The sequence below is a fragment of the Marmoricola endophyticus genome, from assembly GCF_014644415.1.
GTDB lineage: Bacteria > Actinomycetota > Actinomycetes > Propionibacteriales > Nocardioidaceae > Marmoricola > Marmoricola endophyticus.
Genome location: NZ_BMKQ01000001.1, coordinates 1,311,460 through 1,338,358 on the forward strand (window position 1 = coordinate 1,311,460; position 26,899 = coordinate 1,338,358).

The 26,899-nt window shown below is 72.4% G+C and carries 25 protein-coding genes; 6 read left to right on the forward strand and 19 right to left on the reverse strand.

What is annotated here, in order from left to right; all coding sequences use genetic code 11:
* Position 1 precedes the first annotated feature (1 nt).
* Positions 2-430: a GlcG/HbpS family heme-binding protein gene (locus IEX42_RS06410; RefSeq protein WP_188779034.1), complete on the reverse strand. Its 429-nt coding sequence runs from the start codon at positions 428-430 to the stop codon at positions 2-4.
* On the reverse strand, positions 427-2,616 hold the full coding sequence (locus IEX42_RS06415; RefSeq protein WP_188779035.1) for a malate synthase G: 2,190 nt from the start codon (positions 2,614-2,616) through the stop codon (positions 427-429). Before IEX42_RS06415 ends, IEX42_RS06410 begins: the two co-directional genes overlap by 4 nt.
* A 128-nt stretch (positions 2,617-2,744) precedes the next feature.
* On the opposite strand from IEX42_RS06415, the gene IEX42_RS06420 reads away from it, so the two are divergent.
* From IEX42_RS06420 to IEX42_RS06430, 3 genes are read left to right on the forward strand one after another with little or no spacing between them, the layout of a single operon-like run.
* Complete coding sequence (locus IEX42_RS06420; RefSeq protein ID WP_229660658.1) at positions 2,745-3,482, forward strand: IclR family transcriptional regulator; 738 nt, start codon at positions 2,745-2,747, stop codon at positions 3,480-3,482.
* 45 nt (positions 3,483-3,527) lie between these two features.
* Complete coding sequence (gene deoC / locus IEX42_RS06425; protein ID WP_188779037.1) at positions 3,528-4,208, forward strand: deoxyribose-phosphate aldolase; 681 nt, start codon at positions 3,528-3,530, stop codon at positions 4,206-4,208.
* Between the two features lie 5 nt (positions 4,209-4,213).
* Complete coding sequence (locus IEX42_RS06430) at positions 4,214-4,816, forward strand: nucleoside/nucleotide kinase family protein (RefSeq protein WP_188779038.1); 603 nt, start codon at positions 4,214-4,216, stop codon at positions 4,814-4,816.
* On the opposite strand, the gene IEX42_RS06435 is transcribed toward IEX42_RS06430, so the two are convergent.
* The 4 genes from IEX42_RS06435 to IEX42_RS06450 all read right to left on the reverse strand — a co-directional run bounded on the left by IEX42_RS06435 (position 4,798) and on the right by IEX42_RS06450 (position 9,016).
* A complete protein-coding gene (locus tag IEX42_RS06435) occupies positions 4,798-5,823 on the reverse strand; it encodes a 5'-3' exonuclease (protein WP_188779039.1) in 1,026 nt (341 codons plus the stop codon). The two genes, IEX42_RS06430 and IEX42_RS06435, sit on opposite strands and share 19 nt — an antisense overlap.
* 29 nt (positions 5,824-5,852) lie before the next feature.
* On the reverse strand, positions 5,853-7,187 hold the full coding sequence (locus tag IEX42_RS06440) for an HNH endonuclease signature motif containing protein (protein ID WP_188779040.1): 1,335 nt from the start codon (positions 7,185-7,187) through the stop codon (positions 5,853-5,855).
* 46 nt (positions 7,188-7,233) lie between these two features.
* Positions 7,234-7,689, reverse strand: a complete 456-nt coding sequence (locus tag IEX42_RS06445; protein ID WP_188779041.1) for an OsmC family protein — start codon at positions 7,687-7,689, stop codon at positions 7,234-7,236.
* A 220-nt stretch (positions 7,690-7,909) separates the two neighbouring features.
* Positions 7,910-9,016 carry an adenosine deaminase gene (locus IEX42_RS06450; RefSeq protein ID WP_188779042.1) on the reverse strand — a complete coding sequence of 369 codons (1,107 nt, stop codon included), beginning with the start codon at positions 9,014-9,016 and terminating at the stop codon, positions 7,910-7,912.
* 43 nt (positions 9,017-9,059) lie between these two features.
* Between IEX42_RS06450 and IEX42_RS06455 the strand changes: the two genes are divergently transcribed.
* From IEX42_RS06455 to IEX42_RS06465, 3 genes are all read left to right on the forward strand, one after another.
* A complete protein-coding gene (locus IEX42_RS06455; RefSeq protein WP_188779043.1) occupies positions 9,060-9,512 on the forward strand; it encodes a MaoC family dehydratase in 453 nt (150 codons plus the stop codon).
* 147 nt (positions 9,513-9,659) lie between these two features.
* On the forward strand, positions 9,660-10,754 hold the full coding sequence (gene nicT / locus IEX42_RS06460; protein ID WP_188779044.1) for a Nickel transporter NicT: 1,095 nt from the start codon (positions 9,660-9,662) through the stop codon (positions 10,752-10,754).
* 117 nt (positions 10,755-10,871) lie between these two features.
* Positions 10,872-11,174, forward strand: a complete 303-nt coding sequence (locus IEX42_RS06465) for a hypothetical protein (protein WP_188779045.1) — start codon at positions 10,872-10,874, stop codon at positions 11,172-11,174.
* Here IEX42_RS06465 and IEX42_RS06470 read toward each other — a convergent pair.
* From IEX42_RS06470 to IEX42_RS06530, 13 genes are all read right to left on the reverse strand, one after another.
* On the reverse strand, positions 11,155-12,054 hold the full coding sequence (locus IEX42_RS06470) for a bestrophin family protein (RefSeq protein ID WP_188779046.1): 900 nt from the start codon (positions 12,052-12,054) through the stop codon (positions 11,155-11,157). The genes IEX42_RS06465 and IEX42_RS06470 overlap by 20 nt on opposite strands.
* Positions 12,055-12,140: 86 nt before the next feature.
* The gene (locus IEX42_RS06475) at positions 12,141-13,439 is read right to left on the reverse strand and encodes a thymidine phosphorylase (protein WP_188779047.1); all 1,299 of its coding nucleotides are present in this window, start codon (positions 13,437-13,439) and stop codon (positions 12,141-12,143) included.
* 26 nt (positions 13,440-13,465) lie between these two features.
* On the reverse strand, positions 13,466-14,620 hold the full coding sequence (locus tag IEX42_RS06480; RefSeq protein WP_188779048.1) for a cytochrome P450: 1,155 nt from the start codon (positions 14,618-14,620) through the stop codon (positions 13,466-13,468).
* Complete coding sequence (locus IEX42_RS06485; protein WP_268236432.1) at positions 14,592-14,981, reverse strand: cytidine deaminase; 390 nt, start codon at positions 14,979-14,981, stop codon at positions 14,592-14,594. Before IEX42_RS06485 ends, IEX42_RS06480 begins: the two co-directional genes overlap by 29 nt.
* On the reverse strand, positions 14,978-16,228 hold the full coding sequence (locus IEX42_RS06490; protein WP_188779049.1) for an ABC transporter permease: 1,251 nt from the start codon (positions 16,226-16,228) through the stop codon (positions 14,978-14,980). The genes IEX42_RS06485 and IEX42_RS06490 overlap by 4 nt, the downstream gene beginning before the upstream one ends.
* Positions 16,225-17,337, reverse strand: coding sequence for an ABC transporter permease (locus IEX42_RS06495; protein ID WP_188779050.1), 1,113 nt, complete (start codon positions 17,335-17,337; stop codon positions 16,225-16,227). Before IEX42_RS06495 ends, IEX42_RS06490 begins: the two co-directional genes overlap by 4 nt.
* Positions 17,334-18,896, reverse strand: a complete 1,563-nt coding sequence (locus tag IEX42_RS06500; RefSeq protein WP_188779051.1) for an ABC transporter ATP-binding protein — start codon at positions 18,894-18,896, stop codon at positions 17,334-17,336. Before IEX42_RS06500 ends, IEX42_RS06495 begins: the two co-directional genes overlap by 4 nt.
* A 72-nt stretch (positions 18,897-18,968) precedes the next feature.
* Positions 18,969-19,994 carry a BMP family lipoprotein gene (locus IEX42_RS06505; protein ID WP_229660659.1) on the reverse strand — a complete coding sequence of 342 codons (1,026 nt, stop codon included), beginning with the start codon at positions 19,992-19,994 and terminating at the stop codon, positions 18,969-18,971.
* A gap of 134 nt (positions 19,995-20,128) precedes the next feature.
* Complete coding sequence (locus IEX42_RS06510; RefSeq protein ID WP_188779053.1) at positions 20,129-21,340, reverse strand: amidohydrolase; 1,212 nt, start codon at positions 21,338-21,340, stop codon at positions 20,129-20,131.
* A 10-nt stretch (positions 21,341-21,350) separates the two neighbouring features.
* A complete protein-coding gene (locus IEX42_RS06515; RefSeq protein WP_188779054.1) occupies positions 21,351-21,683 on the reverse strand; it encodes an antibiotic biosynthesis monooxygenase family protein in 333 nt (110 codons plus the stop codon).
* 271 nt (positions 21,684-21,954) lie between these two features.
* On the reverse strand, positions 21,955-22,947 hold the full coding sequence (meaB, locus tag IEX42_RS06520) for a methylmalonyl Co-A mutase-associated GTPase MeaB (RefSeq protein WP_188779055.1): 993 nt from the start codon (positions 22,945-22,947) through the stop codon (positions 21,955-21,957).
* Between the two features lie 7 nt (positions 22,948-22,954).
* On the reverse strand, positions 22,955-25,108 hold the full coding sequence (gene scpA / locus IEX42_RS06525) for a methylmalonyl-CoA mutase (RefSeq protein WP_188779056.1): 2,154 nt from the start codon (positions 25,106-25,108) through the stop codon (positions 22,955-22,957).
* Complete coding sequence (locus tag IEX42_RS06530; RefSeq protein ID WP_188779057.1) at positions 25,105-26,877, reverse strand: methylmalonyl-CoA mutase family protein; 1,773 nt, start codon at positions 26,875-26,877, stop codon at positions 25,105-25,107. The genes scpA and IEX42_RS06530 overlap by 4 nt, the downstream gene beginning before the upstream one ends.
* Positions 26,878-26,899 lie beyond the last annotated feature (22 nt).

The window sequence follows — 26,899 nt, forward strand, 5'->3', positions numbered from 1 at the left end:
CCTAGTCCACCTGCGCTGTCAGGCCGGCCGCCTCGATGCCCGCCACGACGGCGGCCTCGTCGTTGTCCGAGGTGTCGCCGCTGGCGCCGACCGCGCCGAGGAGCGTCCCGTCGGCGTCCTTGACCAGCACCCCGCCGGGCACCGGGACCAGCGCCCCACCGACCGCGTGGGTGACGGCGGCGACGAAGTACGCCTGCTGCTCGGCGCGGTTCATGATCGCGCGTGAGCCCATGCCGAGGGAGAGCGCGCCGTACGCCTTGCCGTGCGCGACCTCGTACCGCTTCATCGACGAGCCGTCCTCGCGCTCGGCGGCGATCAGGTGCCCGCCGGGGTCGAGCACCACCACGGTCAGGGGCTTGTAGCCGGCCTCCACCCCCTGGGCACGCGCGCCGGCGACGATGGTGCGGGCGGTCTCGAGATCGAGCGTCATGCGGACTCCTTCTCTGCTGACTTCTCGGCTGCACGCTCGCGGTGCAGGATCGGCTCGGTGTAGCCGCTGGGCTGCGCGAGCCCGTCGAAGACCAGCGCGTGCGCGGCGGTGAAGGCGTGGTTGTCGAAGGCCGGGGCCATCGGCTCGTAGTCGGGGTCACCGGCGTTCTGCTCGTCGACGACGGCTGCCATCTTCCTCAGCGTCTCCTCCACCTGCGCGACGGTGACGACGCCGTGGTGCAGCCAGTTCGCGACGTGCTGGGCGGAGATCCGGCAGGTGGCGCGGTCCTCCATCAGCGGCTCGCCGGACAGGTCGGGGACCTTCGAGCAGCCGACGCCCTCCTCGACCCAGCGAGCGACGTACCCGAGCAGCGACTGCAGGTTGTTCTCGATCTCCTCGGTCCGCTCGTCCTCGGACCAGTCGGCCGGGTCACCGAGCGGCACGGCCAGCAGGTCCTCGCGCGGTCGACGCCGCCCGCCCGCGAGCAGCTCCTCCTGCCGGGCGAGCACGTCGACCTGGTGGTAGTGCAGCGCGTGGATCGTGGCCGCGGTCGGCGAGGGCACCCAGGCGCAGGTCGCGCCCGCCTGCGGGTGGTTGATCTTGGTCTCGAGCATGTCGGCGAGGCTGTCCGGCGCGGGCCACATCCCCTTGCCGATCTGTGCGCGGCCGAGCAGCCCGCACTCCAGGCCGACGTCGACGTTGAGGTCCTCGTACGCGCCGATCCAGGTCTCGGACCTCATCGCCGCCTTGCGGACCACCGGCCCGGCCTGCATCGAGGTGTGGATCTCGTCGCCGGTGCGGTCGAGGAAGCCGGTGTTGATGAAGGCGACCCGCTCGCTGGCCTCCGCGATGCAGGCCTTGAGGTTCAGCGAGGTACGCCGCTCCTCGTCCATGATGCCGACCTTGATGCTCAGCCGCGGCAGCCCGAGCAGCTCCTCCACCCGGCCGAACAGCTCGACCGCGAAGGCCACCTCGGCGGGCCCGTGCATCTTGGGCTTCACGACGTACATCGCACCGGTCCGGGAGTTCTGAAGACCAGACAGGTCGTCCCCGTCCCTTCGAAGGTCGGGGATCGAGCCGAGCGCCGTCATCACCGCGTCGAGGATCCCCTCCGGGACCTCCTCGCCGTCGAGCGTCACCGCGCCGGTGGTCATCAGGTGCCCGACCTGTCGGATGAAGAGCAGCGACCGGCCGCGCAGCGTGACCTCCTCGCCCGACAGCGCAGTGCAGGTGCGGTCCGCGTGCATCGAGCGGGTGAAGGTCTCACCGCCCTTGGTGACCTCCTCGGCCAGCGTCCCGCGCATGAGCTCGCGCCAGTGGTGGTAGCCCAGCGCCTTGTCCTCACCGTCGACCGCCGCCACCGAGTCCTCGAGGTCCATGATCGTGGAGACCGCGGCCTCCAGCAGGACGTCCTTCACCCCCGCGGCGTCACCTCGGCCGATCTCGTCCTCGGGGTCGAGGAGGATCTCGGCGTGCAGGTGGTGGTGCACGAGGACCACTGCCTCGGGGGTGTCGCGCGGGCCGCGGTGGCCGACCAGCTGTGCCGGGTCGCTCAGCCGCGCCTCTCCGTTGGGGAGCCGGACCAGCAGCCCGTCGTCGTCGATCTCGTACGACGTCGCGTCGGCGTGCGAGCCGGCGTCGAGCGGGAAGCTCTCGTCGAGGAACGCCCTCGCCCGGGCGATCACCTGCTTTCCGCGCACCGGGTTGTAGGAGTCGCCGGGGTCCAGGTCCCCGTCGGTGTCGATGATGTCCGAGCCGTAGAGCGCGTCGTAGAGCGAGCCCCAACGGGCGTTGACGGCGTTGGTCGCGAACCGCGCGTTCAGCAGCGGCACGACCAGCTGCGGACCGGGGATCCGGGCCACCTCGTCGTCGACGCCGTCGGTGGTGACGGCGACGTCGGCGGGCTCGTCGAGGAGGTAGCCGAGATCGCGCAGCAGCGAGGTGTACGCCGCCGCGTCCGGCTTGCCCGGGTGCGCGGCGTGCCAGTCGTCCAGTGCGGACTGCAGGTGGTCCCGCTCGGCGAGCAGCGCGGCGTTGCGCGGCGACAGGTCGCGCAGGAGGGTCTCCAGGCCGGCCCAGAACTCCGCCTCCCCGATGCCCGTGCCGGGCAGCCCCTCCTCGGTCACGAACCGGTGCACGGGTGCGGAGACCCGCAGGCCCCCGATCTCGACAGGCTGCTCCGTCACGGTCCTGGCACGCTCCTGGGGTCGGTGGGCCTCTTGCCAATGCTTTCCGCATCGTGGAAACTTGAGGCCGCGATATCGGAAACGCTGACAGGTCACTCGCGGTGTGTCAACGGTCACAGGAGGTGCGCGTGCCAGGTGTCCAGTCCGTCGAGCGCGCCTTCGCCCTGCTGACGACGATCGCCGAGAGCGGCGGCAGCCTGCCGATCAACGAGGCGGCCGCGGGAGCGGGCGTACCCCTCGCGACCGCGCACCGGATCCTCGGCACGCTGGTGGCGACCGGGCACGTGCGCCGCGACGCCGACCGCCGCTACGCGCTGGGCTTCGGGCTGGTGCCGCTCGGCACCGCGGCCGGGTCCACCGCGGGGCTGGGCGCCGAGCACGCCCTGGCCGGGCTGGTCGACGCGCTCGGCGAGACCGCGAACCTCGCCCTGCTCGACGGCGACCGGATCGCGTACGTCGCCCAGGCCCCGGGCCGGCACCGGATGCGGATGTTCACCGAGGTCGGCCGTCGGGTGCACCCGCACTGCACGGCCGTCGGCAAGGTGCTGCTCGCGCGCCGTGAGAACGACGAGGTGCGCGACCTCCTCGCCCGCACCGGGCTGCCGAGGATGACGCCGCAGACGATCACCTCGACCGAGGACTTCCTCGCCGCGCTCCGGACGGTCCGCGAGACGTCGTACGCCGTCGACTCCGAGGAGCAGGAGGTCGGCGTCCGGTGCGTCGCCGTCGCCGTGCCCGATGTCGCGCTGCCCCTCGCCGTGTCGGTCTCCGCCCCGGCGGCGCGTCTCGACGACGAGCAGGTCGCCCGCGCGGTGCCGCACCTCGTGCGCGCCGCCGACGTGCTGAGCCGCGACCTCGACCGCTGAACCGGGCCTGCCGATCACCGGTGCCCGGCCCCCTAGGATGGCGCGATGCCCACCGAGATCAGCCGGCTCGACATCGCCGCGATGGTCGACCACACCCTCCTCAAGCCTGAGGCGACGGCGCAGGACGTCCGCGCGCTGGTCCGCGACGCGCAGGACCTCGGCGTGCCGCACATCTGCGTCTCACCGTCCATGCTGCCGCTGAGCGACACCGGCGACCTCGTCGTCGCCGTCGTCGCGGGGTTCCCCTCCGGCAAGCACCACTCGTCGGTCAAGGCCGCCGAGGCGCGGTTGGCCGTCGAGCAGGGGGCCCGGGAGGTCGACATGGTGATCGACGTCGGCGCGGCCATCGAGGGCCGGTACGACGACGTCGAGGCCGACGTCGCCGCCGTGCGCGAGGCGATGGCTCCCGACGCCGCTCTCAAGGTCATCATCGAGTCGGCCGCGCTCCTGGCCTCGCCGCGAGGCGAGGAGGCGGTCGTGGAGTGCTGCCGCGCCGCCGAGCGGGCGGGCGCCCAGTTCGTCAAGACCTCGACCGGCTTCCATCCCGCCGGCGGCGCCAGCGAGGAGGCCGTCAGGTTGATGGCACAGACCGTGGACGGACGACTCGGCGTCAAGGCCAGTGGCGGCATCCGCGACGCCCGCGCCGCGCGGGCGATGATCGCGGCGGGGGCCACCCGCCTCGGGCTGTCGGCGACACGAGAGGTGCTCGACGGAGCCGACGGCTGACCGGCGTGGCTCGCGTCGTCGTCCTCGCCGGGCCCTCGGGGGCCGGCAAGTCGCGGCTCGCCGAACGCCTGGGTCTGCCGGTGCTGCGGCTCGACGACTTCTACCGCTCCGCCGGCGACCCGGCGCTCCCGCTGATCAGCTCCGGCCCCAACGCCGGCCTGGTCGACTGGGACGATCCCGGCTCCTGGCTGCACGACGAGGCCGTGGACGCCCTGGAGCGGCTGTGCCGGTCGGGCGCGGTGGAGGTGCCGACGTACGACATCGGGCTCAGCGACCGGGTCGGGTCGCGCGAGCTGCGCCTCGACGGTGCGGCGAGCGTGGTGGCCGAGGGCATCTTCGCCCACCTGGTCGTCGCCGGGTGCCGCGAGCGCGGGATCCTCGGCGACGCGATCTGCGTGACCCAGGCCCCGGTGGTCACGTTCGCCCGCCGCCTGGTGCGCGACCTGCGCGAGCACCGCAAGCCGCCGCTGGTGCTCGTACGCCGCGGACTCGCGCTGGCCCGCGCCCAGCGGGCGATCGTGGACCGGGCCGTCGCCGCGGGCTGCACACCGATGACCGGCGACCAGGCCTACGAGCTGCTGCGCGCGGGTCAGAACAGCGTGAGCTGAGGGTCCGCCGCCTTCTCCGGCAGCGGCGGGAAGGTCCGCTCGGGTCGCTGGGCGCGCCACTCGGCCCGCGGGTCCCACGCGAGCGTCTCCTCCGGCACCGGCTGCGCCGGCGGGTCGACGCCGCACAGCGCGCGCAGCGCGCGGGTGGTCGTGCCGGGCAGGCGGCAGTGGGCGTACGCGTGCCTCACCTCGTCGGCCGGCAGCGGGAGCGCGGCGCCCGTGTCGACGTCGAGGTCGGTGTGCATCGCCATCACCTCGCGGTTGCGTGCCCACGCCTCGCGCGCACCGTCGGCCGCCATCCGTGCGGCCACGGCGTCGCCCAGCAGCTCGCGCACCTCGGCCAGGTCCGCGAAGGCCCGCTCCGCGCCGCCGAACGCGCTCAGCAGCCGGGCCGCGGTCTTCGGCCCGACGCCGTACACACCGGGCAGGTTGTCCGACGGGTCGCCGCGCAGGGCGGCGAAGTCGGGGTACTGCTCCGGGCGCACCCCGAGCATGATCTCCAGCCGCTGCGGCGTCAGCACCGGCGAGGCCTCCACGCCCCCGTTGATGATCCGCAGCACGCTGGTGGTCGACGAGATGAGCGCGAAGGCGTCGCGGTCCGAGGTGGCCACGACGGTGCGGCCGCCCTGGGCCCCGACTCGCGCCGCCACCGAGGCGAGCACGTCGTCGGCCTCCAGCCCGGGCGGCACCACGACCGGCACCCCGACCTGACGCAGGACGCGCCCGGCCAGCTCGAGCTGGGACACCAGCGTGGGCAGCTTGTCCGGCCGCTGGGCCTTGTACGTCGGGTGCCGCTCCCGGCGCAGGCTGCGGTCCGGGTCGTCCATCCCGACGACCACGTGCGTCGCCCCCACCCGGTCGACCGCGTGCACGAGCTGGCTGAGCAGACCGCGCACCGCCCATGCCGGTTCGCCGCCGAGCGTGCGCGTCCCGGTGTGCGCGAGTGCGTGGTAGCCGCGGTGGAGCAGGGAGTTGCCGTCCACCACCAGGACGACGCGCTCAGCCACTCCCCCAGTTTGCCTGTTCGCCACCCGCCTCACGCGGCGCGGTCGTTGACGCGTTCAGGTGGTCCGAGGCCTCGCCGTCGGCGTCGGTACCGGACTTCGCCGCTGGGCAGACGGGTGTGGGTGTAGTCGGGGTCGTGGATGCGGTGGTGGTGCCACGAGCACAGCGGCAGGGCGTTGGCCAGGTCGGTGGGCCCGCCATGGCTCCACCAGTCGAGGTGGTGCAGCTCGGTCCAGGCGTAGGGGCGCTGGCAGCCTTCGGCGGCGCACGTGTCGTGGACCGAGGACAGTGCGGCGCGCTGGGCGGGGGTGAACAGCCGCTGCCGCCGGCCAAGGTCGAGCGGGAGCGGGTCGCCGTCGAAGACGGCGGGGATGATCCCGGCACCGCAGGCCAGGCGTCGGGCTTTGCGGGCGGAGATGTCGGTTCCGGTGTCGAGGTGCGCGGCGGCGAGGGAGTCGAGCAGGTGGGTGTAGTCGAGGTGGGTGTAGTCGAGGTGGATCATCACGGTGGCCGGGCTCGACCGGGTCCAGCCACCGGTGGGCAGGTGCTCGAGCAGCTCGCAGAACGCCGCACCTTGGACGCTGTGCCAACGAGGTGCGGTCGGTGCGGACTCGTCGACCACCGGGGCTCCGGCGCGGTTGCGGGACAGCCGCCGCGGAGCGGTCAGGTGCTGCAGCGTGGTGCGGAGCAGGTCGGCGTGCAGCGCGGGGATGCTGAACCGGCCCTCCCACACCCCACGGGTGGTCTCGTGCATGGTGAACCAGACATCGGCGCGCTGCTCGGACGCCTCCAGCAGTGCCGCTTGGTGCCGGTCCGCCAGGGCAGGGTCGAGGCGGTCGAGCGTCCGCCGCGTGACCCGCCGCAGCCGGCGCGGGTCGAGCCGCCCACCCACCGCGCGAGCCACCAGCGACTCGACGCACTCCTGCAGGTCGGCCGGAGCCACGACTCCGGCCGGGACGGCCTCGGCTGCCTTCAGGATCACCCGCACCGCCTCGGCGCCGAGATCCCCGCGCGCGAACGCGAGCCGCACCGGCTCGTACAGCGAGTTCTCGGCCAGCACCCGAGCCAGCCACAGCCCGCCCGCGGCCTGGCCCCGCGTCGTGCCCGTGAGGGCCGCGATCCAGGTGTCGGTGCCCGCGGCAGCGACCTTCGCGGCCTCGGCCTGCGCCTCCGCGACCCGGGAGAGCCGAACCCGCAGCTCAGCCAGCTGCCGCTCCGCGGCGACCACCTCCACCAGCAGCCCCGCGACTCCTGCCCCGTCACCAGGAAGGTCACCCTCGGGCAGTCCAGCCAGCGCCGACCGCACCGACGACACGCAGCCACGCACTCCCCCCATCGGGTGCACGGCGTCGACGCCCTCGCTCATGAGCCGATCACACCACCGCCCACCGACAGTTTCCGGCGGCGTCGCCTCACCCCAGCGGCAGCGGCTTCCAGGTCGAGGAGAACGACAGCCCGCTGCGCTTGAACAGCTGGGTCACCGGGCAGCGCCGCTCGAGCTCGGCGACGAAGCGGTCGAAGGTCTCCCCCTCGGCGTCGGTCTGCACCTGCGCCTCGACGGTGACCGCGTCGAAGTTGGCGTCACCCTCGGCACCGCCGACGAAGACGGACGGATCGAGGTCCCCCCGCGCCGCGAAGGCGAACTCCCCGAGCCGGATGCCGAGGTCCTTGGCGACGAGCTGGGCGGTGATCTGGTTGCAGGACGTCAGCGCGCCGAGCGTGTACGCCAGCGGGCTCGGCGCCGCGTCGGCGCCACCGAAGGCGGCGTACGTGTCCGCGCTGAACTCGTGCGCGTTCTCGCCCCGGACGGTGACGTCCTGGGCGACGCCGGTTCCGGTGCTCTCGACGACGAAGGGGACGGTAGGCATGGATGCTCCGATCAACGACTAATTAATGTTGATCTAGATACTACAGTTCAGGTGGTCGTATCCCCCCGAGCACGCTGCCGCCACGCCGCACCGGAGGTGCGGTCGTCGGGGTCACGGCCCGCTCGGTAGGACAAGGGTCTCGACGTCCTCCCTCGCTGCGCTCGGTCGGGCTCGACCACCCGCTTCACCCGCCCTCCGCGGCGAGGGCGGCGTACCCAGCTCACCCGGACTCCGCCGCGAGGGCGGCGTACCCCGGCTTGATCACGTCGTCGATCAGCGCGAGCCGCTCGTCGAAGTGCAGGAACGCCGACTTCATCGCGTTGACGGTGAACCACTGCAGCTCGGCCAGCCCGTAGCCGAACGCCTCGCTCAGCGCGGTCATCTCGCGGGTCATCGAGGTCCCGCTCATCAGCCGGTTGTCGGTGTTGACGGTGACCCGGAACCGCAGGTCGGTCAGCATCCCGATCGGGTGCTCGGCGATCGAGGTCGCCGCGCCGGTCTGCACGTTGGAGTACGGGCACATCTCCAGCGGGATCCGCTTGTCGCGGACGTACTGCGCCAGCCGGCCGAGCCGTACGGTCCCGTCGTCGGCGACCTCGATGTCGTCCACGATCCGCACGCCGTGGCCGAGCCGGTCCGCGCCGCACCACTGGATCGCCTCCCAGATCGACGGCAGCCCGAAGGCCTCGCCGGCGTGGATGGTGAAGTGCGCGTTCTCGCGGTGGAGGTACTCGAAGGCGTCGAGGTGGCGGGTGGGCGGGTAGCCGGCCTCCGCGCCGGCGATGTCGAAGCCGGTCACCCCGCGGTCGCGCCAGGCCACGGCCAGCTCGGCGATCTCCTGCGAGCGCGCGGCGTGCCGCATCGCCGTGAGCAGCTGTCGTACGACGAACACACCGCCGGTCGCCTCGACCGCGGCCACGCCCTCGTCGAAGCCCTGCTGCACCGCGGCCACGACCTCGTCCAGGCTCAGCCCGGCCTCGACGTGCTGCTCCGGCGCCCAGCGGACCTCGGCGTACACCACGCCGTCGGCCGCCAGGTCCTCGACGCACTCCCGCGCCACGCGGGTCAGCGCCGAGGCGCTCTGCATGACCGCGACAGTGTGGGTGAAGGTCTCGAGGTAGCGCTCGAGCGAGCCCGAGTCGGCCGACTCGGCGAACCAGCGACCCAGCTCCTCGCGCGGCGCCGGCAGCTCGTGGCCGCACTCGGCGGCGAGATCGGCCACCGTGCCGGGCCGCAGCCCACCGTCGAGGTGGTCGTGCAGCAGCACCTTCGGGGCTCGGCGTACGACGTCCTCGCTCAGCGGTCCCGGGGTGCTCTGCAGGCTCATGCCCGCCATCCCACCACGACGCGACCGGGGTAGGTTCGCCCCCATGCGCACCTTCACCTCCCTGGACGACCTGCAGGCCGCGGTCGGCGAGGAGCTCGGCTCCTCCGACTGGCTCACCATCGACCAGGAGCGCGTCGACGCCTTCGCCGACGCCACCGGCGACCACCAGTGGATCCACGTCGACGTCGAGCGGGCCGAGGACGGACCCTTCGGCGGGACCATCGCCCACGGCTACCTCACCCTGTCGCTGATCCCGATGCTCGGAGCGAGCGTGTTCTCGCTCGAGACCCCGGGGGCGAAGCTGAACTACGGCGTGAACAAGGTGCGCTTCCCGAACCCGCTCCTCGTCGGGTCGAGGATCCGCTCCACGGTCAGCGTCGGCGACGTGGTCGACATCCCGACCGGCAAGCAGCTCACGCTCAAGCACGTGGTCGAGGTCGAGGGTCAGGACAAGCCGGCCTGCGTGGCCGAGACCGTGGTCCTGCTGCTGCCCTGATCCCCGCCTGATCCCGGGCGTGTCCGCTTTCGCCTGCCCGGTCGGGCAGGTGAGGGAGAGTGCTCCGGTCGAGGATCGCCAGGTGGGCCGTACGGCTTGTTGCAAGCATGTGGCATCTGGCTCGCGGACGGCGTACGTTCGCGAACCGTGACCCTCGCCCCTGACGCGCCCCCCGTACGCCAGAAGCTCACCGCGTCCGGACGCGCCGCGCTGTACCGCTGCCTGGCCTTCGTCGCGCTGCTGCACGTCGTCGGCTGGGGCGGCCTGATCTTCGTCGTCGCACCGCAGGACTTCGAGGTCAGCAACCAGATCCTCGGCGTCGGGCTGGGACTCACGGCGTACACGCTCGGCATGCGGCACGCCTTCGACGCCGACCACATCGCCTGCATCGACAACACCACCCGCAAGCTGATGGCCGACGGCAAGGAGCCGGTCTCCACCGGCTTCTGGTTCAGCCTGGGCCACTCCTCCGTGGTGTTCGTGATGGTCGGCGGGATCGCGCTGGGCATCCGCGCCCTGGCCAGCGGCATCTCCGACGACAACTCCGAGCTGGCCAACCTCACCGGCATCTGGGGGACCTCGGTGTCCGGGGTCTTCCTGCTCCTGATCGGCATCATCAACCTGGTCTCGCTGGTCGCCATCGTCGGCGTGTTCCGCGAGATGCGACAGGGCCGCTACGACGAGGCCGAGCTCGAGCGGCAGCTGGACTCCCGAGGCTTCATGAACCGGATCCTCGGGCGGGTCACCAAGCTGGTCACCAAGCCGTGGCACCTCTACCCGACCGGGTTCCTGTTCGGCCTCGGCTTCGACACCGTCACCGAGATCGGGCTGCTGGTGATCGCCGGGGGCGCCGTCGCGGCGAACCTGCCGTTCTACGCCGTGCTGGTGCTGCCGATCCTCTTCGCCGCCGGGATGAGTCTGCTGGACACCATCGACGGCGCCTTCATGAACGTCGCGTACGGCTGGGCCTTCGCCCGCCCGGTGCGCAAGGTCTACTACAACATCACCGTCACCGCCCTGTCGGTCGCCGTCGCGCTGATCATCGGCGGCATCGAGCTGATCGGGCTGCTCGCCGAGAAGGCGGGCATCGAGTCCGGGCCGCTGGCGTGGCTGGGCGGCCTGGACCTGGAGTACGTCGGCTACGGCATCGTGGTCCTCTTCGTCCTCACCTGGCTGCTCTCCCTCGCGATCTGGCGGTTCGGCCGGATCGAGGAGCGCTGGGGCGCGAGCCTCTCCCAGTAGCCCGTACGCCCCGGTGCGCCGGGCTTCTCCACAGCGCTGCGGTGCACGCTTCCCGCACCGGCCCGCGTCACGCACGCTCTGGTCCTGCCAGGACGAGGCCGTGGACGGGAGCACGCGATGGGACTCAGCACGGGATTCACCGGAGGCGTCCTCGACGTGCTCCTCGACGGTGCCGGGCTGATGAGCGCCACCGCCGAGGAGCTGCGAGACGTGGTCCCGGCGCTCCGGAGCGCCGCCGCCGCGATGGCGGGCTCGGGGACGGGGCCTGCCGCGGTGGCCGCGGAGCGGTTCCTCTCGACCTGTGCGGCGCTGGTGGCCGAGATCGTGGACCAGACGGAGGCGCTGGGGGTGCTGGCCCGTGCCGGCGGCGAGGATCTCGCCGCCGCCACGGGTCAGGGCATCACCAGAGCACCTGCTTGACCGGCGTGACCGCTGCAGGCGCGTCGTGGCCGATCATCTCCAGCAGATCGATCTCGATGTTGCGGCAGATCGCGGTCATCGGCACGTCGTGCACCCGGTCGAGGAACGGGTCCGCCAGGTCCCGCCCGATCTGCACCGCCAGCAGGAACATCGCCCCCACCAGGCCCGAGCCGAGCGGCGTCCACCACTGCAGGTCCTTGTAGATCGCGAACGGGAGGATGAGGCAGAACACCCGGGCGAAGAACGACGGCAGGAAGCGGTACTGCACGGGCAGCGGAGTGTTGTTGATCCGCTCCATCCCGCCCTGGGCGTCGGTGAGGATCGACAGGGTCTGCTCGATCTGCACCCGCGCGATCTCGTCGACCATCCCGCGGCGCCGTGCCTCGGTGAGCAGGCGGCCGACCTCGGTGAGGACCGCCGTGGGCTTGTTGGTCGCCGTACGCACGCGCCGCAGGCCGTCCTCGGAGAGGTAGACCTCCAGCTCGGCGGGCGGGTCCTGCTTGCGCAGCGCGGTGCGCAGCGTGTGCACGTACGCCACCTGCGCCCGCACCATCTCCGCGCCGAGCCCGGGCCGGGCGTCGGGTGCCGTCTCGTCGAGCAGCGTCACCGCCTCGCGGGCGAGGTTGCGCGAGTGGTTGACGACGGTGCCCCACAGCGTCCGCGCCTCCCACCACCGGGCGTAGGCCGCGTTGACCATGAACCCGAGGAAGAGCGCGATCGCGGTGCCGTAGAGCGTGTACTGGATGGTGATGCCGGTGTAGTCGATCCAGCCCAGCTTGAACACGACGGTCACACCGACGTCCCAGGCGAGCAGGACGAGGATGGGGACCAGGAGTGGTCGCCAGGCGCTGGCAGGAAGGGGGACCCGAGAGACGATCATGGGCCCACTGTGACCGGTCGGTCCTCCGCGTTCACGCGTTCTCAGCGAATTCTCGTCGTGCGTGACCTATCCCATGGTGGCGGGTGTCACCGGACGGCCCCGGCGACCCGGTCGATGACCAGCGGGCCGGGCTCGTGCGACGCACCGATCTCGTAGCCGCCCTCGAGCGAGGCCAGTGCCCGCTCGAAGCGCTCCGGCTCGTCGGTGTGCAGCGTCAGCAGCGGCTCGCCCTCACGGACCTCGTCACCGGGTCGTGCGTGCCACTCCACGCCCGCCCCGGCCTGGACCGGGTCCTCCTTGCGGGCGCGACCCGCGCCCAGCCGCCACGCGGCCATCCCGACCGCCATCGCGTCCAGCCGGCTCAGCGTGCCGGTCGCCGGCGCCGGGACGACGTGCGTCTCGCGGCCGGTGGGCAGCTCCGCGTCCGGGTCGCCGTCCTGCGCGCGGATCATCGCCCTCCAGGCGTCCATCGCCCGGCCCGAGGCCAGGACGTCGGCGGGGTCGACGTCCTCGTGGCCGGCGCCCGCGAGCATCTCGCGAGCGAGTGCCACCGTCAGCTCGACGACGTCGGCCGGTCCACCTCCGGCGAGGACCTCGACGGACTCGCGCACCTCCAGCGCGTTGCCGGCCGTACGTCCCAGCGGCGTGGACATGTCGGTGAGCAGCGCGACCGTGTGCACGCCGGCGTCCTGGCCGAGGCCGACCATCGTCTCGGCCAGCTCGCGGGCCTGGTCGACCTGCTTCATGAAGGCCCCGGTGCCGACCTTGACGTCGAGCACCAGCGACCCGGTGCCCTCGGCGATCTTCTTGCTCATGATGGACGACGCGATCAGCGGGATCGCCTCGACGGTGCCGGTGACGTCGCGCAGCGCGTACAGCTTCTTGTCCGCCGGGGCGAGGCCGTCGCCGGCCGCGCAGACGACGGCGCCGACCTCCTCGAGCTGGGCCAGCATCTCGTCGTTGGACAGCGCCGCCCGCCAGCCCGGGATCGACTCCAGCTTGTCGAGCGTCCCACCCGTGTGGCCGAGGCCCCGCCCCGACAGCTGGGGTACGGCGACGCCGCACGCCGCCACCAGCGGCGCCAGCGGCAGCGTGATCTTGTCGCCCACTCCCCCGGTCGAGTGCTTGTCGGCGGTCGGCCGCGACAGCGAGGAGAAGTCCATCCGCTCGCCCGAGGCGATCATCGCCGCGGTCCAGCGCGCGATCTCCGCACGCTGCATGCCGTTGAGCAGGATCGCCATCGCCAGGGCGGACATCTGCTCGTCGGCCACGTCGCCGCGGGTGTAGGCGGCGACCACCCAGTCGATCTGGCTGTCGGTGAGCACCTGCCCGTCCCGCTTGGCGGTGATCACCTCGATGACGTCGTGCGCGTCGTTCTCACTCACCCGATCGACGCTATCGCCCGGACCACTCAGCCGGCGACCCGCACCTCGCGGTAGCCACGGAGCACGAAGGTGGGTCGACGCACCGGGTCGGCGGCCAGGCCGAGGCCCGGGAAGCGCGACCGCAGGGCGCCCAGCGACTCGGCCAGCTCCATCCGGGCCAGCGGTGCGCCGAGGCAGAAGTGCACTCCGGCGCCGAAGGCCAGGTGCGGGTTGGGCGTGCGGGCGGGCCGCAGCTCGTCCGGTGCGTCGAAGACCGCGGGGTCGCGGTTCGCCGAGCCGAGCAGCAGTGCCACCCGCTCGCCGGCCGCGACCCGTACGCCCCCGAGCTCGACGTCCTCGGTCGCGGTGCGCTCGAAGAGCTGCAGGGCGGAGTCGAACCGCAGCATCTCCTCGACGCAGGAGGCCGCGTCGTCGTCGGGCAGCGGACCACGCCCGAGCATCGCCACCAGGCCGTTGCCGAAGACGTTGACCGACGCCTCGTGCCCGGCGTTGAGGAGCAGCACGACGGCCGCCACCACCTCGTCCTCGCTCAGGTCGGTCGCGGCGAGGTCGCTGAGGAGGTCCTCGGCGGGCGTGCGCCGCCGGGACGCGACCAGGTCACGGACCAGTGCGGCGAAGTCGGTGGCGGCCGCCACCGCGTCCTCGACCACCGACGCCGGGCGGGTGGGCTCGTACATCCGCACGATCGCCTGCGACCAGCGCCGCAGGTCCGCGACGTACGACGACGGCACGCCCAGCAGCTCGGCGATGACCAGCACCGGCAGCGGCTCGGCGTAGTCCGCGAGCACGTCGAAGGAGCCTGCGTCGACCTCGTCCAGCAGCTCCGCGGCCAGGGCGCCGACGCGTGGCCGCAGCCGCTCCACGTGGCCGCGCGCGAAGGCCCGCGCCACCGGCCGGCGCAGGCGGGTGTGCTCGGGCGGCTCGTTCTCCATCATCTGGTGCCGGTGCAGCAGGTTGAACGGCGCCAGCGCCTCGGCAGGCTCGTGGTCGACCCAGATCCGTCCCAGCCGCCGGTCGCGCTGGGCCGCGCTCACCGCCGCGTGGGAGAAGACCAGCCAGCGCCGTGACGCCTCGTGCCAGGCGACCGGGTGGCGCGCCCGCTCGGCGGCGAGCACCGGGTACGGGTCGGCGACCAGGCCGGCGTCGGCCAGGTCAACCGAGGTCGTGGGCACCGAAGGCATCGGGCAGCACCTCGTCCATCCGGCGGACGCCGGAGCCGGTCATCAGCTCGAGAGCGGGTCCGCCGTTCTCCCACAAGAGCTGCCGGCAGCGGCCGCACGGCATCAGGAGCTCACCGGAGCCGTCGACGCACACGAAGTGGGTCAGCCGCCCGCCGCCGGTCAGGTGCAGCTGCGAGACCAGGCCGCACTCGGCGCACAGACCGATGCCGTACGACGCGTTCTCGACGTTGCACCCGGTCACCGTGCGCCCGTCGTCGACCAGTGCCGCGGCCCCGACGGGGAACGCGGAGTACGGCGCGTACGCCCGCCCCATCGCCTCCGTCGCCGCGGCCCGCAACGACTCCCAGTCGGGGCTGCTCACCCGGCCGATCCCTTGCGGTAGGACTCCCCATCGGCCGCGGGCATGCGTAGTCGTTGGGAGAACAGGCCGAGCACCAGCAGCGTGATGACGTACGGCGTCATCCGGGTGAAGTCGTCGGCCACCTCGTCGATCGCGAAGTACACCGCGCCGACGACCACGCCCGCGACCGCGAAGCCGATCGCCGCGCGGACGTGCCTGCGGCGCAGCTGCAGGACCGCGACGGCGAGCGCGAGCACCGCGACGGCGAGCAGCAGCGCGTGCACGGAGTCGCGGCCGCTGCGCAGACCGAGGGTCTGGGTGTAGCCGAACAGCCCGGACCCGGCCAGCATCCCGCCGGGTCGCCAGTTGCCGAAGATCATCGCGGCGAGGCCGATGTAGCCGCGACCGCCGGTCTGCCCGTCGCGGTAGTTGCTGGAGGCGACCATGGCCAGGAACCCACCGGCTAGACCGGCCATCGCCCCGGAGATCAGCACCGCGACGAACTTGTAGCGCAGCACCGCGACGCCCAGCGACTCCGCGGTCACCGGGCTCTCCCCGCACGAGCGCAGCCGCAGGCCGAACGTGGTCTTCCACAGCACGAGGTAGGTCACGAGCACCAGCAGCAGCCCGATCACGGTGAGCGCCGAGAGGTTCGTCGTCAGGGCGCGGACCACTGCGGCGACCTCGGAGATCACGAAGACGTTGCGCTGCTCGAGGCCCTGCAGGCCGTCGCTCACCGGGGCGATGGTGAGACTCGGCAGGGAGGGGATCGTCGGCGACTGCGTCGAGCCGCCGCCCGGGAGCCCGACGAAGGTGCGGGACGCGAGGTACTGCGTGGCACCGAGCGCGATGATGTTGATCGCGACGCCGGAGACGATGTGGTCGACGTCGAAGATCACGGTCGCCACGGCGTGGATCAGCCCGCCGACCATGCCCAGCAGGATCGCGCCGAGCACACCCGCCCAGGCGCCGTAGTGGTAGCCGAAGAAGCCGGCGCCGTACGTCCCGAGGATCATCATCCCCTCGAGCCCGATGTTCACGATCCCGGCCCGCTCCGACCACAGCCCGCCCAGCGCCGCCAGCGCGATCGGGACGGTGGCGACCAGCGTCGCGCTGATCGTGCCCGAGGACGTGAGGTCGTCGGCGCCGGTCACCACCTCCAGCAGCGAGACCGCGACGAGCAGCCCGACGACCACGGCGAGATAGGTGTACGGCGAGCGTCGCCGCACCCGCGGGGCGGGCGTACGAGCGACAGCGGGGGCGCTCATGTCGCCACCTCCTCGGTCGGCGCGGGGCGTTCGGGCCGGTCGGTGGCCGCGGCGACCGCCTGCTGCTCCAGGCGGCGCCGGTAGCGGCGGACCACCTCGTACGACACGACGACGGTCAGCACGATCACGCCCTGGGTGATGGCGACGATCTCCGGGGAGACCCCGACGAGGATCTGCAACGGGTTGGACTGCTCGTTGAGGTAGGCGAAGAGCAGCGCCCCGAGACCGATCCCGACCGGGTGGTTGCGGCCCAGCAGCGCGATCGCGATGCCGGAGAACCCGAGTCCGGACTGGAAGGTCGAGCCGTAGGAGTAGGCGTCCCCGAACAGGATCGGGAGCCCGACCAGGCCGGCGGCGGCACCGGAGATCAGCATGGCGATCACGATCATCCGGCGCACGTTGATGCCGGACGCGACCGCCGCGGTCGTGGACTGCCCGGTCGCGCGCAGGTCGAAGCCGAAGCGGGTCCGGTTCAGGACGAACCAGTACGCCAGCCCGGAGAGCACGGCGAGGACCACGAAGCCGTAGATCTCCACGACGCCGCCACCGAACGGGATGCCCGGGATCCGGCTCCCCTCCGGGATCTCCTTGGTGTTGATCGAGTTGCTGCCGGGCGCGCGGACCGCGGCCTTGCGGAGCAGGAAGGCGACCAGCGAGGTGCTGATGAAGTTCAGCATGATCGTCGAGATCACCTCGCTCACCCCGCGCGTGGCGCGCAGCAGGCCCGCGATCCCGGCCCAGGCGGCGCCGACCGCCATCGCCACCACGATGGCCAGCACCGTGTTGAGGTAGCCGGGCAGCCACGCCTCGCCCGCGACCACCGCCGCGGCGAAGGCCGCGATGCGGTACTGCCCGTCGACGCCGATGTTGAACAGGTTCATCCGGAAGCCGACCGCCACTGCGAGGCCGGAGAGGTAGAGCACCGTCGCGTTGTTGATGATGTTGGCGACGTTGCGCTCGCGCGGCGCCGACAGGATCGTGCTCCACGTGTCGAGCACGGGGTCGCCGGCGACGAGCAGCACGAGGCTGGTGATGAGGATCGCGGCGACCAGCGCGAGCACGGGTGCGGCCGCGCCGAGCAGCAGCCGTCGGACGCGTCCGCCGCTCACGGGGAACCCTCCTCGCGCGGAGCGTCCGAGCCGGCACCGGTCATGGCCGAGCCCAGGTCCTCCGGCGTGACCTCCGAGGGGTCGAAGCGGCCGACCAGCCCTCCGCGCAGGATCACCTCGATGCGGTCCGAGAGGCCGATCAGCTCGTCGAGGTCGGCGGAGATGAGGAGCACCGCCAGCCCGTTGCGACGGGCGTTCTTCACGTGGTCCCAGATCGCCGCCTGGGCGCCGACGTCGACACCGCGGGTCGGGTGGGCGGCGATCAGCAGCACCGGGTCGCCGCTCATCTCGCGCCCGACGATCAGCTTCTGCTGGTTGCCCCCCGACAGCGCCCGGGCGGGGACCTCGGGCCCGGGGGTGCGGACGTCGTAGGCCTCGATGATGCGCTGGGTGTCGGCCCGGGCCGCCGCGCGGTCCACCAGGCCGTGGCTGACGCTCGGCCGACGGGTCTGGTGCCCCAGCACGCGGTTCTCCCAGAGGCTGGAGTCCAGCAGCAGCCCGTGGCGGTGCCGGTCCTCGGGGATGTAGCCGATGCCCGCCTCGCGACGCTGACCCGTCGAGCGGCCCGACAGATCGGTCCCCGCAAGCTCGACGGTGCCGGTCGCACCGTCTCGCATCCCCATGATCGTCTCGACCAGCTCCGCCTGGCCGTTGCCCTCGACCCCGGCGATGCCGAGGACCTCGCCGCGGTGGATGTCGAAGGACACGCCGTCGACCAGCGGTCGGCCGCCGGCGGGGTCGGGCAGGGTCAGGTCGCGGACGCTCAGCAGCACCTCGTCGGTCACCGTCGAGCTCTCGGTCGAGGGCGAGGGCAGCTCCGAGCCGACCATCAGCTCGGCCAGCTGCCGCGCCGTCACGCCGGCGGGGTCGACCGTGGTGACGGTCGTCCCGCGTCGTACGACGGTGATCTCGTCGGCCACGGAGAGCACCTCGTCGAGCTTGTGGGAGATGAAGATGACCGAGAGGCCCTCGGCCTTGAGCTCGCGCAGGTTGTCGAACAGCTCGTCGACCTCCTGCGGCACCAGCACCGCGGTGGGCTCGTCGAGGATGACGATGCGCGCGCCGCGGTAGAGCACCTTGAGGATCTCCACCCGCTGCCGGGCGCCGACGCCGAGGTCCTCGACCAGGCGGTCGGGGTCGACGCCGAGGCCGTACGAGCCGGAGATCCGCGTGATCTCCTCGCGCGCCGCCGCACCGATGCCGTGCAGCCGCTCCGCACCCAGGACGACGTTCTCCGCCACGGTCAGGTTGTCGGCGAGCATGAAGTGCTGGAAGACCATGCCGACCCCCGCCTTGATCGCGTCTGCCGGGGAGCCGAGCGTCACGGCCGCGCCGTCGATCTCGATGGTGCCGGAGTCCGGCGGCTGGACGCCGTAGAGGATCTTCATCAGCGTCGACTTGCCGGCGCCGTTCTCGCCGACGATCGCGTGGATCGTGCCGCGCGCGACGTCGATGTTGATGTCGTCGTTGGCGATGACGCCGGGGAACCGCTTGCCGATGCCGCGCAGGCGTACGGCGGGCGGCGCATCGGACCGGCTCGGAGTCTCAACGGACGCCATGGGTGAGAACCTCCTGGAGACGACGACCGACGGCGGACGCAGGAGACCCTACGTCCGCCGTCATGGGGCAGGTCACGGCTTGGTGGGAACCGTGATCTTTCCGTCGATGATCTGCTGCTTGTAGTCGTCGAGCTTGGACTTGATGTCGTCGACCTGGCCACCGCTGGTGGAGTAGTCGACGCCGCCGACCTTCAGGTCGTAGCGACGCACGCCGGTCGGGATGTCGCCCTCGCTGGCGGACTTCAGGTAGTTGTAGACCGCCACGTCGACGTTCTTCAGCATCGAGGTGAGGATGACGCTCCTCAGCGAGGCGTCCACGGTCTTGTACTGGTCGGAGTCGACGCCGATGGCCAGCTTGTTCGCCGACTTGGCCGCCTCGAACACGCCGCCGCCGGAGCCGCCGGCCGCGTGGTACACGACGTCGGCGCCCTTGTCGTACATGCCCTGCGCCGCGGTCTTGCCCTTGGCCGGGTCGCCGAAGCCGGAGAAGTCCGGCGGCTGGCTGAGGTAGGTGGTGTCGACGGTGATGTCCGGCTTCACCGCCTTGGCACCGGCGACGTAGCCGGCCTCGAACTTCTGGATCAGCGGCGTCTCGACACCGCCGACGAACCCGACCTCGTTGCTCTTCGTCTTCAGCGCGGCGGCCGCGCCGACGAGGAACGAGCCCTGCTCCTCGGCGAAGACCAGGTTGGCGATGTTGTCGCCCTTGGCCTCCTCGTCGTCGATGATCGCGAAGTCGATGTCGGGGTACTCCTTGGCGACCTTCGCCACCGACGCCGAGTAGGCGAAGCCGACGGCGATCACGGGGTTGTAGCCGGCGTCGGCGAACGTGCGCAGCCGCTCCTCGCGGGCGCTCTCGGCCTCACCGTCGACCGCCTCCGACTCCTGGGTCTCGATGCCCAGGTCCTTCTTGGCCTTGTCCAGGCCGGCGGCGGCGGAGTCGTTGAACGACTGGTCGCCACGACCGCCGACGTCGTAGGCCATGCCGACCTTCAGACCGTCGCCCGATCCGCTGCCGGAGCTGTCCGATCCGCCGCTGCTGCCACAGGCGCTCAGGGCGCCCAGGGACATGACCCCGGCCGCGAGCAGTGCTGCCATCCTCGTCGTACGACGCACGAGATGACCCCCTCATGAAGACGTGCTCGCGCCGTCTGCCCGGCGCGGCGAGTGCGAGAAAGATAGAGCCGCGGGGCTCGGCTGAGCCAGCCAACGGGGCCGGGGTGACCGAAGTGTTACCGCCCGGTGATGTTTCCGGCGATCTCCGGGTCGTCCATCGCGGTCAGGGCGATGCTCGCGAGCAGCGCCGACGCCGTCGCGACGGCCCGCTCGTCGACGCGCAGGTCGCCCTGGTGGAGGTCGTACGTCGGCCCGCCGGGCGTCCGCGTGCCCAGCCGCGCCATCGCCCCGGGAATGTGCTCGAGGTACCACGCGAAGTCCTCACCGCCGGTGCTCTGCGGGGTGCCCTGGACGGCCTCCTCCCCCAGCAGCTCCGCCGCCGCACGGTGGATCACCGCGGTGGCCGCGGGGTCGTTGACCACCGGCGGCACGCCGCGGACGTACCCGACCTCGCTGCGCACGCCGTACGGCGCCAGCACCGCCGCGACCACCTCCCTGACCACGGCCTCGGCGTCCGCCCAGGCCACCGGGTCGAGGGTGCGCACGGTGCCCAGCGCGCGGCCGGCGGCGGGGATGACGTTCATCGCGGACCCGGCACTGACCGCACCCCAGACCACCGAGACGCCGGAGCGCGGGTCGAAGCGGCGCGACAGCACCGCCGGGACCTCGGTGAGGAGCTTGGCCAGCGCGAAGGTCAGGTCCTGGGTCAGGTGCGGTCGCGAGGTGTGTCCACCGGTCCCGCTCAGGCGCACCTCGAGGGCGTCGGCGGCGCCGGTGATCGGCCCCTCGCGCAGCCCGATCGACCCGACGTCGACCCCGGGGTCGCAGTGGACGGTGAAGATCGCCGCCGCGTCGGCCAGCGCGCCCTGCTCGATCGCGCGGTGGGAGCCGCCGGGCATGACCTCCTCGGCAGGCTGGAACACCGCTCGTACCCGCACCGGCAGCCGCTCGGCGACGCTCGCCAGCGCGAGCACGGCCCCGAGCAGACCGACGGTGTGCACGTCGTGACCGCACGCGTGGGCGGTGCCGGCCGCCGCGCTGCGCCACGGGTCGGTCGTCAGGTCGTCCACCGGTAGCGCGTCGAGGTCCGCCCGCAGGACCACGACCGGGCCGGAGGCGGGACCGACCTCGGCCAGGAGCCCCGTGGGCTCCAGCGGCACGGTCCGGACGCCGGCGGCGGCCAGGCGGCCGGCGACCAGGGAGGTCGTACGGACCTCCGTCCAGGCCAGCTCCGGGTGCGCGTGCAGGTCGCGACGCAGCTCGACCAGCTCGGGCGCCAGCGCGTCGACGGACTGCCGGACGGAGGCGGCGAGGGTGGGATCCGGCACGCAGCGGACCCTACTGGCCCGGGGTGGACCCTCCGGCGGGCACGTAGCTCCAGACCTCGCTGTGCATGCCCACCGGCTTCGGTGCGTCGCCACCCGCGCGCTCCTGGGCGCTGCGGTGCCCGTGCGCGAACCCCGGCGAGGACGTCCACGCCTCGAAGGCCGCCTCGTCGCGCCACCGGGTGACCACGAGCCACTGGGTCCGGTCGTCGGTCGGCTTGAGCAGCTCGAAGCCCTCGAACCCGTCGGCGTCGTCGACCGCACCTGCGCGGGCCGCGAACCGCTTCGCCAGCTCGTCCCCGGAGTCGGGCTGGACCGTGATCGCGTTGATCTTCACGACAGTCATGCCGCCCATCATCGCGCAGCCGCCTCGCCCGTGGTCGCGGCCACGCTGCGTCCCACCGCGCGTGGTCTCGACGACCGCTCCCTCGTTCCTCGGTCGCTGCTCGACCACCGTGCGGTCGCGCCATCCCCCCGGATCGTCGAGGCCCACCACCCCAATCGCCGCAGGTCGAGCGGTCGTCGAGGCCCACCCCTCCAACCACCGCAGGTCGAGCAGAGAGGAGCGCCAGCGACGAACGGTCGTCGAGACCGACCTCCGTGACGTCGCCGCGGGCTCAGCCCTCGTCGTACGCCGCCAGCAGCCGGTCGGCGGCCAGCGTCGCGGGCAGGTCGCCCGAGAGCACGTCCTCGCGGATCTCCGCACGTACCGAGCGCACGGCCTGCGAGCGGCGCAGGCGGTCCTCCAGCTCGTCGCGCACCAGCGCCCAGGTGAAGTCCAGCTGCTGCCCGGCCCGCTTGTCGACCAGCCCCTGCTCCCCCAGCGACTCGCGGTGGGCGAGCACGCGCTCCCAGACCGTGTCGACGTCGGTGCCCTCCAGCGCCGAGCAGGTCAGCACCGGAGGCACCCAGCTGTCGCCCCGCTGCACCATCCGCAGGGCTCCGGCGAGCTCCTTGGCGGCGGAGGCGGCCTCGGTCGCGCGGTCGCCGTCGGCCTTGTTGACCGCGATCACGTCGGCGATCTCGAGGATCCCCTTCTTGATGCCCTGCAGCTGGTCCCCGGTCCGCGCCAGGGTGAGGAAGCAGAAGCTGTCGACCATCCCGGCGACGGTGACCTCCGACTGCCCCACCCCCACCGTCTCGACGAGGACGACGTCGTAGCCGGCCGCCTCGAGCACGATCATCGCCTGGGCCGTCGCCCGGGCGACACCGCCGAGGGTGCCGGCCGACGGCGACGGACGGATGTACGCGTCCGGGTCCACGGCGAGGTCCGGCATCCGGGTCTTGTCGCCGAGCACCGAGCCGCCCGTACGCACCGAGGACGGGTCGACGGCCAGGACCCCGAGCCGCTTGCCCGAGCCGGTGAGCAGCTTGCCGAGCGCCTCGATGAAGGTCGACTTCCCGACGCCGGGGACGCCGGAGATGCCGACGCGCACCGTCGGGCTGGTGGTCGGCGGGCGTACCGAGGAGAGCTCGGCGACGAGCTCGCGCGCCGCACCCCGGTGGTCGGTGCGTCCGCTCTCCACGAGCGTGATCGCCCGCGAGACGTCGGCCCGCCGTCCCTCGCGGACGCCGTCGACGAGTGCGGCGACGTCGAGTGGTCTCGACACGCCGCCCTCAGTGCCCGAGCTGCTCGGCGAGCTGCTCCAGCAGACGGACGGCGGCGTCGGCGATGACCGTGCCGGGCAGGAACACCTCGGCCGCACCCATCTGCTTGAGCGGCTCGACGTCGTCGGGCGGGATGACGCCGCCGATCACGACCATCACGTCGTCGCGGCCGAGCTCGGCCAGCGCCTTCTTCAGCTCGGGGAGCAGCGACAGGTGGCCCGCGGCGAGCGAGTTGACGCCGACGATGTGGACGTCCGCGTCGACCGCCTGCTGGGCGACCTCCTCGGGCGTGGAGAACAGCGGCCCCACGTCGACGTCGAAGCCCATGTCGGCGAACGCCGAGACGATCACCTTCTGGCCGCGGTCGTGGCCGTCCTGGCCCATCTTGGCCACGAGGATGCGGGGCCTGCGGCCCTCGTCCTCGGCGAACTTCTCGGTCGCGGCGAGCGCTTTGTCGAGGGACTCGGAGCTGCCCGACTCGGACTTGTACACGCCGGAGATCGTACGGATGGTCGCGCGGTGGCGTCCGTACACCTTCTCCAGGGCGTCGGAGATCTCCCCGACCGTCGCCTTCTCCCGCGCCGCGTCGACCGCGAGGTCGAGCAGGTTGCCGTCCTTGCGGTCGGCGGCGTTGGTCAGGGCCTCGAGTGCCTGCTCGACGGCCCCGGGGTCGCGCTCCTCACGGAGCTTCTCGAGCTTGGCCACCTGCTGCTTGTAGACCGAGGCGTTGTCGACCTTGAGCACCTCGAGCGGGTCGCTAGCGTCACTGTCCGCCTGTCGATACGTGTTCACGCCGATCAGCTTCTGCACGCCGGAGTCCAGCCGCGCCTGGGTGCGCGCGGCGGCCTCCTCGATGCGCATCTTCGGGATGCCCTGCTCGATCGCCTTCGCCATCCCGCCGGCCTCCTCGGCCTCGGTGATGTGCGCCCACGCCCGCTCGGCGAGGTCGTGGGTGAGCCGCTCGACGTAGTACGAGCCGGCCCACGGGTCGATGATCCCGGGCGTCCCCGACTCCTGCTGCAGCAGGAGCTGGGTGTTGCGGGCGATCCGCGCGGAGAAGTCGGTGGGCAGCGCGATCGCCTCGTCCAGCGCGTTGGTGTGCAGCGACTGGGTGTGCCCCTGGGTCGCGGCCATCGCCTCGATGCAGGTGCGGTTGACGTTGTTGAAGACGTCCTGGGCGGTCAGCGACCAGCCGCTGGTCTGCGAGTGCGTGCGCAGCGAGAGCGACTTCGGGTTCTCCGGGTCGAACTGCCGGACCAGGCGGGCCCACAGCGCGCGGGCCGCGCGCATCTTGGCCACCTCCATGAAGAAGTTCATCCCGATCGCCCAGAAGAAGCTCAGCCGGGGCGCGAACTTGTCGATCGTGAGCCCCGCGTCCAGGCCCGCGCGGATGTACTCCACGCCGTCGGCGAGGGTGTACGCCAGCTCCAGGTCGGCCGTCGCCCCGGCCTCCTGGATGTGGTAGCCGGAGATCGAGATGGAGTTGAAGCGCGGCATCTTCTCTGCGGTGTAGCGGAAGATGTCGGAGATGATCCGCATGCTCGGCTGCGGCGGGTAGATGTAGGTGTTGCGGACCATGAACTCCTTGAGGATGTCGTTCTGGATGGTCCCCGCGAGCTGGTCCGGCTTCACCCCCTGCTCCTCGGCGGCGACGATGTAGAGCGCCATCACCGGCAGCACCGCGCCGTTCATCGTCATCGAGACCGACATCTGGTCCAGCGGGATGCCGTCGAAGAGCTGGCGCGCGTCGTAGATCGAGTCGATCGCCACGCCCGCCATCCCGACGTCGCCCTTCACCCGCGGGTGGTCGGAGTCGTAGCCGCGGTGGGTCGGCAGGTCGAAGGCGACCGAGAGCCCCTTCTGCCCAGCTGCGAGGTTGCGGCGGTAGAACGCGTTGGACTCCTCCGCGGTGGAGAAGCCGGCGTACTGACGCACCGTCCACGGCTGGGTGGTGTACATCGTCGGGTACGGCCCGCGCAGGAACGGGCTCAGCCCGGGCAGCGTGGCGAGCGCGTCGAGGCCCTCGAGGTCGCTGGCGGAGTACGACGTCTCGACGTCGATGCCCTCCGGCGAGGCCCACGGCTCGCCACGCTCGGGGTCGGGGACCGTCGCGGGCGAGCCACTGACCAGCGGCTGGCCGGCGAGACTGTCGGGGATGCTCATGAAAGGTGCTCCCTGATCGTGGTGAGGAAGGCCAGCGCATCGCCGCCGACCGCGTTCGCGTCGTCGACCCCGAGGTCGGTCCCGCCCACCGACGGCCGGCCGGCCACGACCACCCAGGTCGCCCCGGCCCGGCGCAGCGCGGCGACGAGGTCCGCGCCCCACTCGGCGTACGTCTTGTCGGCGCCGGCCAGACAGACCACCGCGGGCGAGTCCTGGGAGCGGTACGCCTCCAGCACGGCGTCGACGTCGTCGGTGGCCCCTGAGGCGACCACGTCGACGCCGCCGGCGGCCAGCAGGTTGGTGGCGTACGTCGCCCGAGCGGTGTGGGCCGCCACGGACCCGACCGTGGCGAGGAAGACCGGCGAGGAGGGCGGTGCATCACGCATCGCCTCGAAGTCCGCGCCGTAGCGCCGCACGGGGCGCTCCGCCGGGTCGGGGTCGCGCTCGGGGAGCTCCTCGTGCAGGTTCGGGAACTCGCTGATGCCGGTCAGCGGACGCTTCCGGGTCGCCACCTGGCGCGACCGCTCGGCGACGGTCTCCTCGAGGCGGGGCAGGTAGTCGCCGGCGTCCAGCACCGCCTCGATGCCACCTGCCGCCTCGATCGCGTCCAGCTCGGCCCACGCGGCCGCGGCGAGGTCGTCGGTGAGCCGCTCGACGGCGTACGAGCCGCCCGCCGGGTCGGTCACGGCCGCCACGTGCGACTCCTCGATCAGCAGGGCCGAGGTGTTGCGGGCGATCCGGCGAGACATCGCGTCCGGACGGCCCAGCGGCGCGTCGAAGGGCAGCACCGTGATCGCGTCCGCTCCGCCCACGCCGGCGGCGAACGCGGCGACGGTGCCCCGCAGCAGGTTCACCCACGGGTCGTACTTGCCCATCATCGGCCGGCTGGTGACGACGTGCTGGCGCTGGACGGCGTCCTCGGGTCGGCCGTCGCACAGCTCCACCACGCGGGCCCACACCCGACGGGCGGCGCGCAGCTTCGCGATGGTGGGGAACTGCTCGTCGGTGGCGGCGTAGCGGAACTCCAGCAGTCCCAGCGCCGTGCCCAGGTCCAACCCCGAGCCGGTCAGGCGGCGGAGGTACGCCACCCCGAGCGCCAGGCCGTAGCCGAGCTCCTGGGCGTCCGAGGCACCGAGGTCGTGCACGGCGCTCGCGTCCACCACCACCGCACGGACCCCGGCGTCGGCAGCGAGCGTCGCGATCTCGACCAGCTGGTCCTCGGCCTCGTCGGCGCCGCGCAGGCGTGCGCCGACGGGGTCGGCCCCGAGGTTGGTGTCGGGGTGCAGCCCACCCTCGGCCGCGGCGGCGAGCAGCCCCCGGGCCGCCTCGCCGGCCCAGGCCGGCGCGTCGAGCACCACCGGCGCGACGCCGAGCAGGACACCGTCGAGCAGTCGGGCGAGGTCGGTCGGCCCGGGCAGCTCCAGCCACAGCGAGGTGACGCCGCCGTCGAGGTCCTCCAGCGCCGCCGCACGAGCGGCGTCGCGCTGCTCCTCGTCGGCGACGACGAGGCGCGCTCGTACGTCCCACGCACCGTGCCGGGTCGGTCGACCGTGCGTCGAGAGGTCGGCGACCAGCTCGGGAGTCCCGAGCGGAGAGACCTCGATACCGTCGAGGGTGCGCCGGGTCAGCCTCGCCCAGACCTGGTCGTCGGCGTCGTCCTCGCCGAGCCGGCCGGCCTTGCGCAGCACGCCCGCGGCGGCGGCGACCCAGTCCTCGGTGGGGTGCTCCCCGCCGTCGTCGAGGGCGAGTCGGTCGCCGGAGTCGTCCATGCGCGGCACCTTAGGACATGGG

What these genes read in the sequence shown, in the direction of transcription:
- IEX42_RS06410 (WP_188779034.1), bottom strand. Translation starts at nt 430, where the DNA reads ATGACGCTCGATCTCGAGACCGCCCGCACCATCGTCGCCGGCGCGCGT.
- deoC (WP_188779037.1), top strand. Translation starts at nt 3,528, where the DNA reads ATGCCCACCGAGATCAGCCGGCTCGACATCGCCGCGATGGTCGACCAC.
- IEX42_RS06440 (WP_188779040.1), bottom strand. Translation starts at nt 7,187, where the DNA reads ATGAGCGAGGGCGTCGACGCCGTGCACCCGATGGGGGGAGTGCGTGGC.
- IEX42_RS06445 (WP_188779041.1), bottom strand. Translation starts at nt 7,689, where the DNA reads ATGCCTACCGTCCCCTTCGTCGTCGAGAGCACCGGAACCGGCGTCGCC.
- IEX42_RS06450 (WP_188779042.1), bottom strand. Translation starts at nt 9,016, where the DNA reads ATGAGCCTGCAGAGCACCCCGGGACCGCTGAGCGAGGACGTCGTACGC.
- IEX42_RS06455 (WP_188779043.1), top strand. Translation starts at nt 9,060, where the DNA reads ATGCGCACCTTCACCTCCCTGGACGACCTGCAGGCCGCGGTCGGCGAG.
- IEX42_RS06465 (WP_188779045.1), top strand. Translation starts at nt 10,872, where the DNA reads ATGGGACTCAGCACGGGATTCACCGGAGGCGTCCTCGACGTGCTCCTC.
- IEX42_RS06470 (WP_188779046.1), bottom strand. Translation starts at nt 12,054, where the DNA reads ATGATCGTCTCTCGGGTCCCCCTTCCTGCCAGCGCCTGGCGACCACTC.
- IEX42_RS06480 (WP_188779048.1), bottom strand. Translation starts at nt 14,620, where the DNA reads ATGCCTTCGGTGCCCACGACCTCGGTTGACCTGGCCGACGCCGGCCTG.
- IEX42_RS06490 (WP_188779049.1), bottom strand. Translation starts at nt 16,228, where the DNA reads ATGAGCGCCCCCGCTGTCGCTCGTACGCCCGCCCCGCGGGTGCGGCGA.
- IEX42_RS06500 (WP_188779051.1), bottom strand. Translation starts at nt 18,896, where the DNA reads ATGGCGTCCGTTGAGACTCCGAGCCGGTCCGATGCGCCGCCCGCCGTA.
- IEX42_RS06505 (WP_229660659.1), bottom strand. Translation starts at nt 19,994, where the DNA reads ATGGCAGCACTGCTCGCGGCCGGGGTCATGTCCCTGGGCGCCCTGAGC.
- IEX42_RS06515 (WP_188779054.1), bottom strand. Translation starts at nt 21,683, where the DNA reads ATGACTGTCGTGAAGATCAACGCGATCACGGTCCAGCCCGACTCCGGG.
- scpA (WP_188779056.1), bottom strand. Translation starts at nt 25,108, where the DNA reads ATGAGCATCCCCGACAGTCTCGCCGGCCAGCCGCTGGTCAGTGGCTCG.
- IEX42_RS06530 (WP_188779057.1), bottom strand. Translation starts at nt 26,877, where the DNA reads ATGGACGACTCCGGCGACCGACTCGCCCTCGACGACGGCGGGGAGCAC.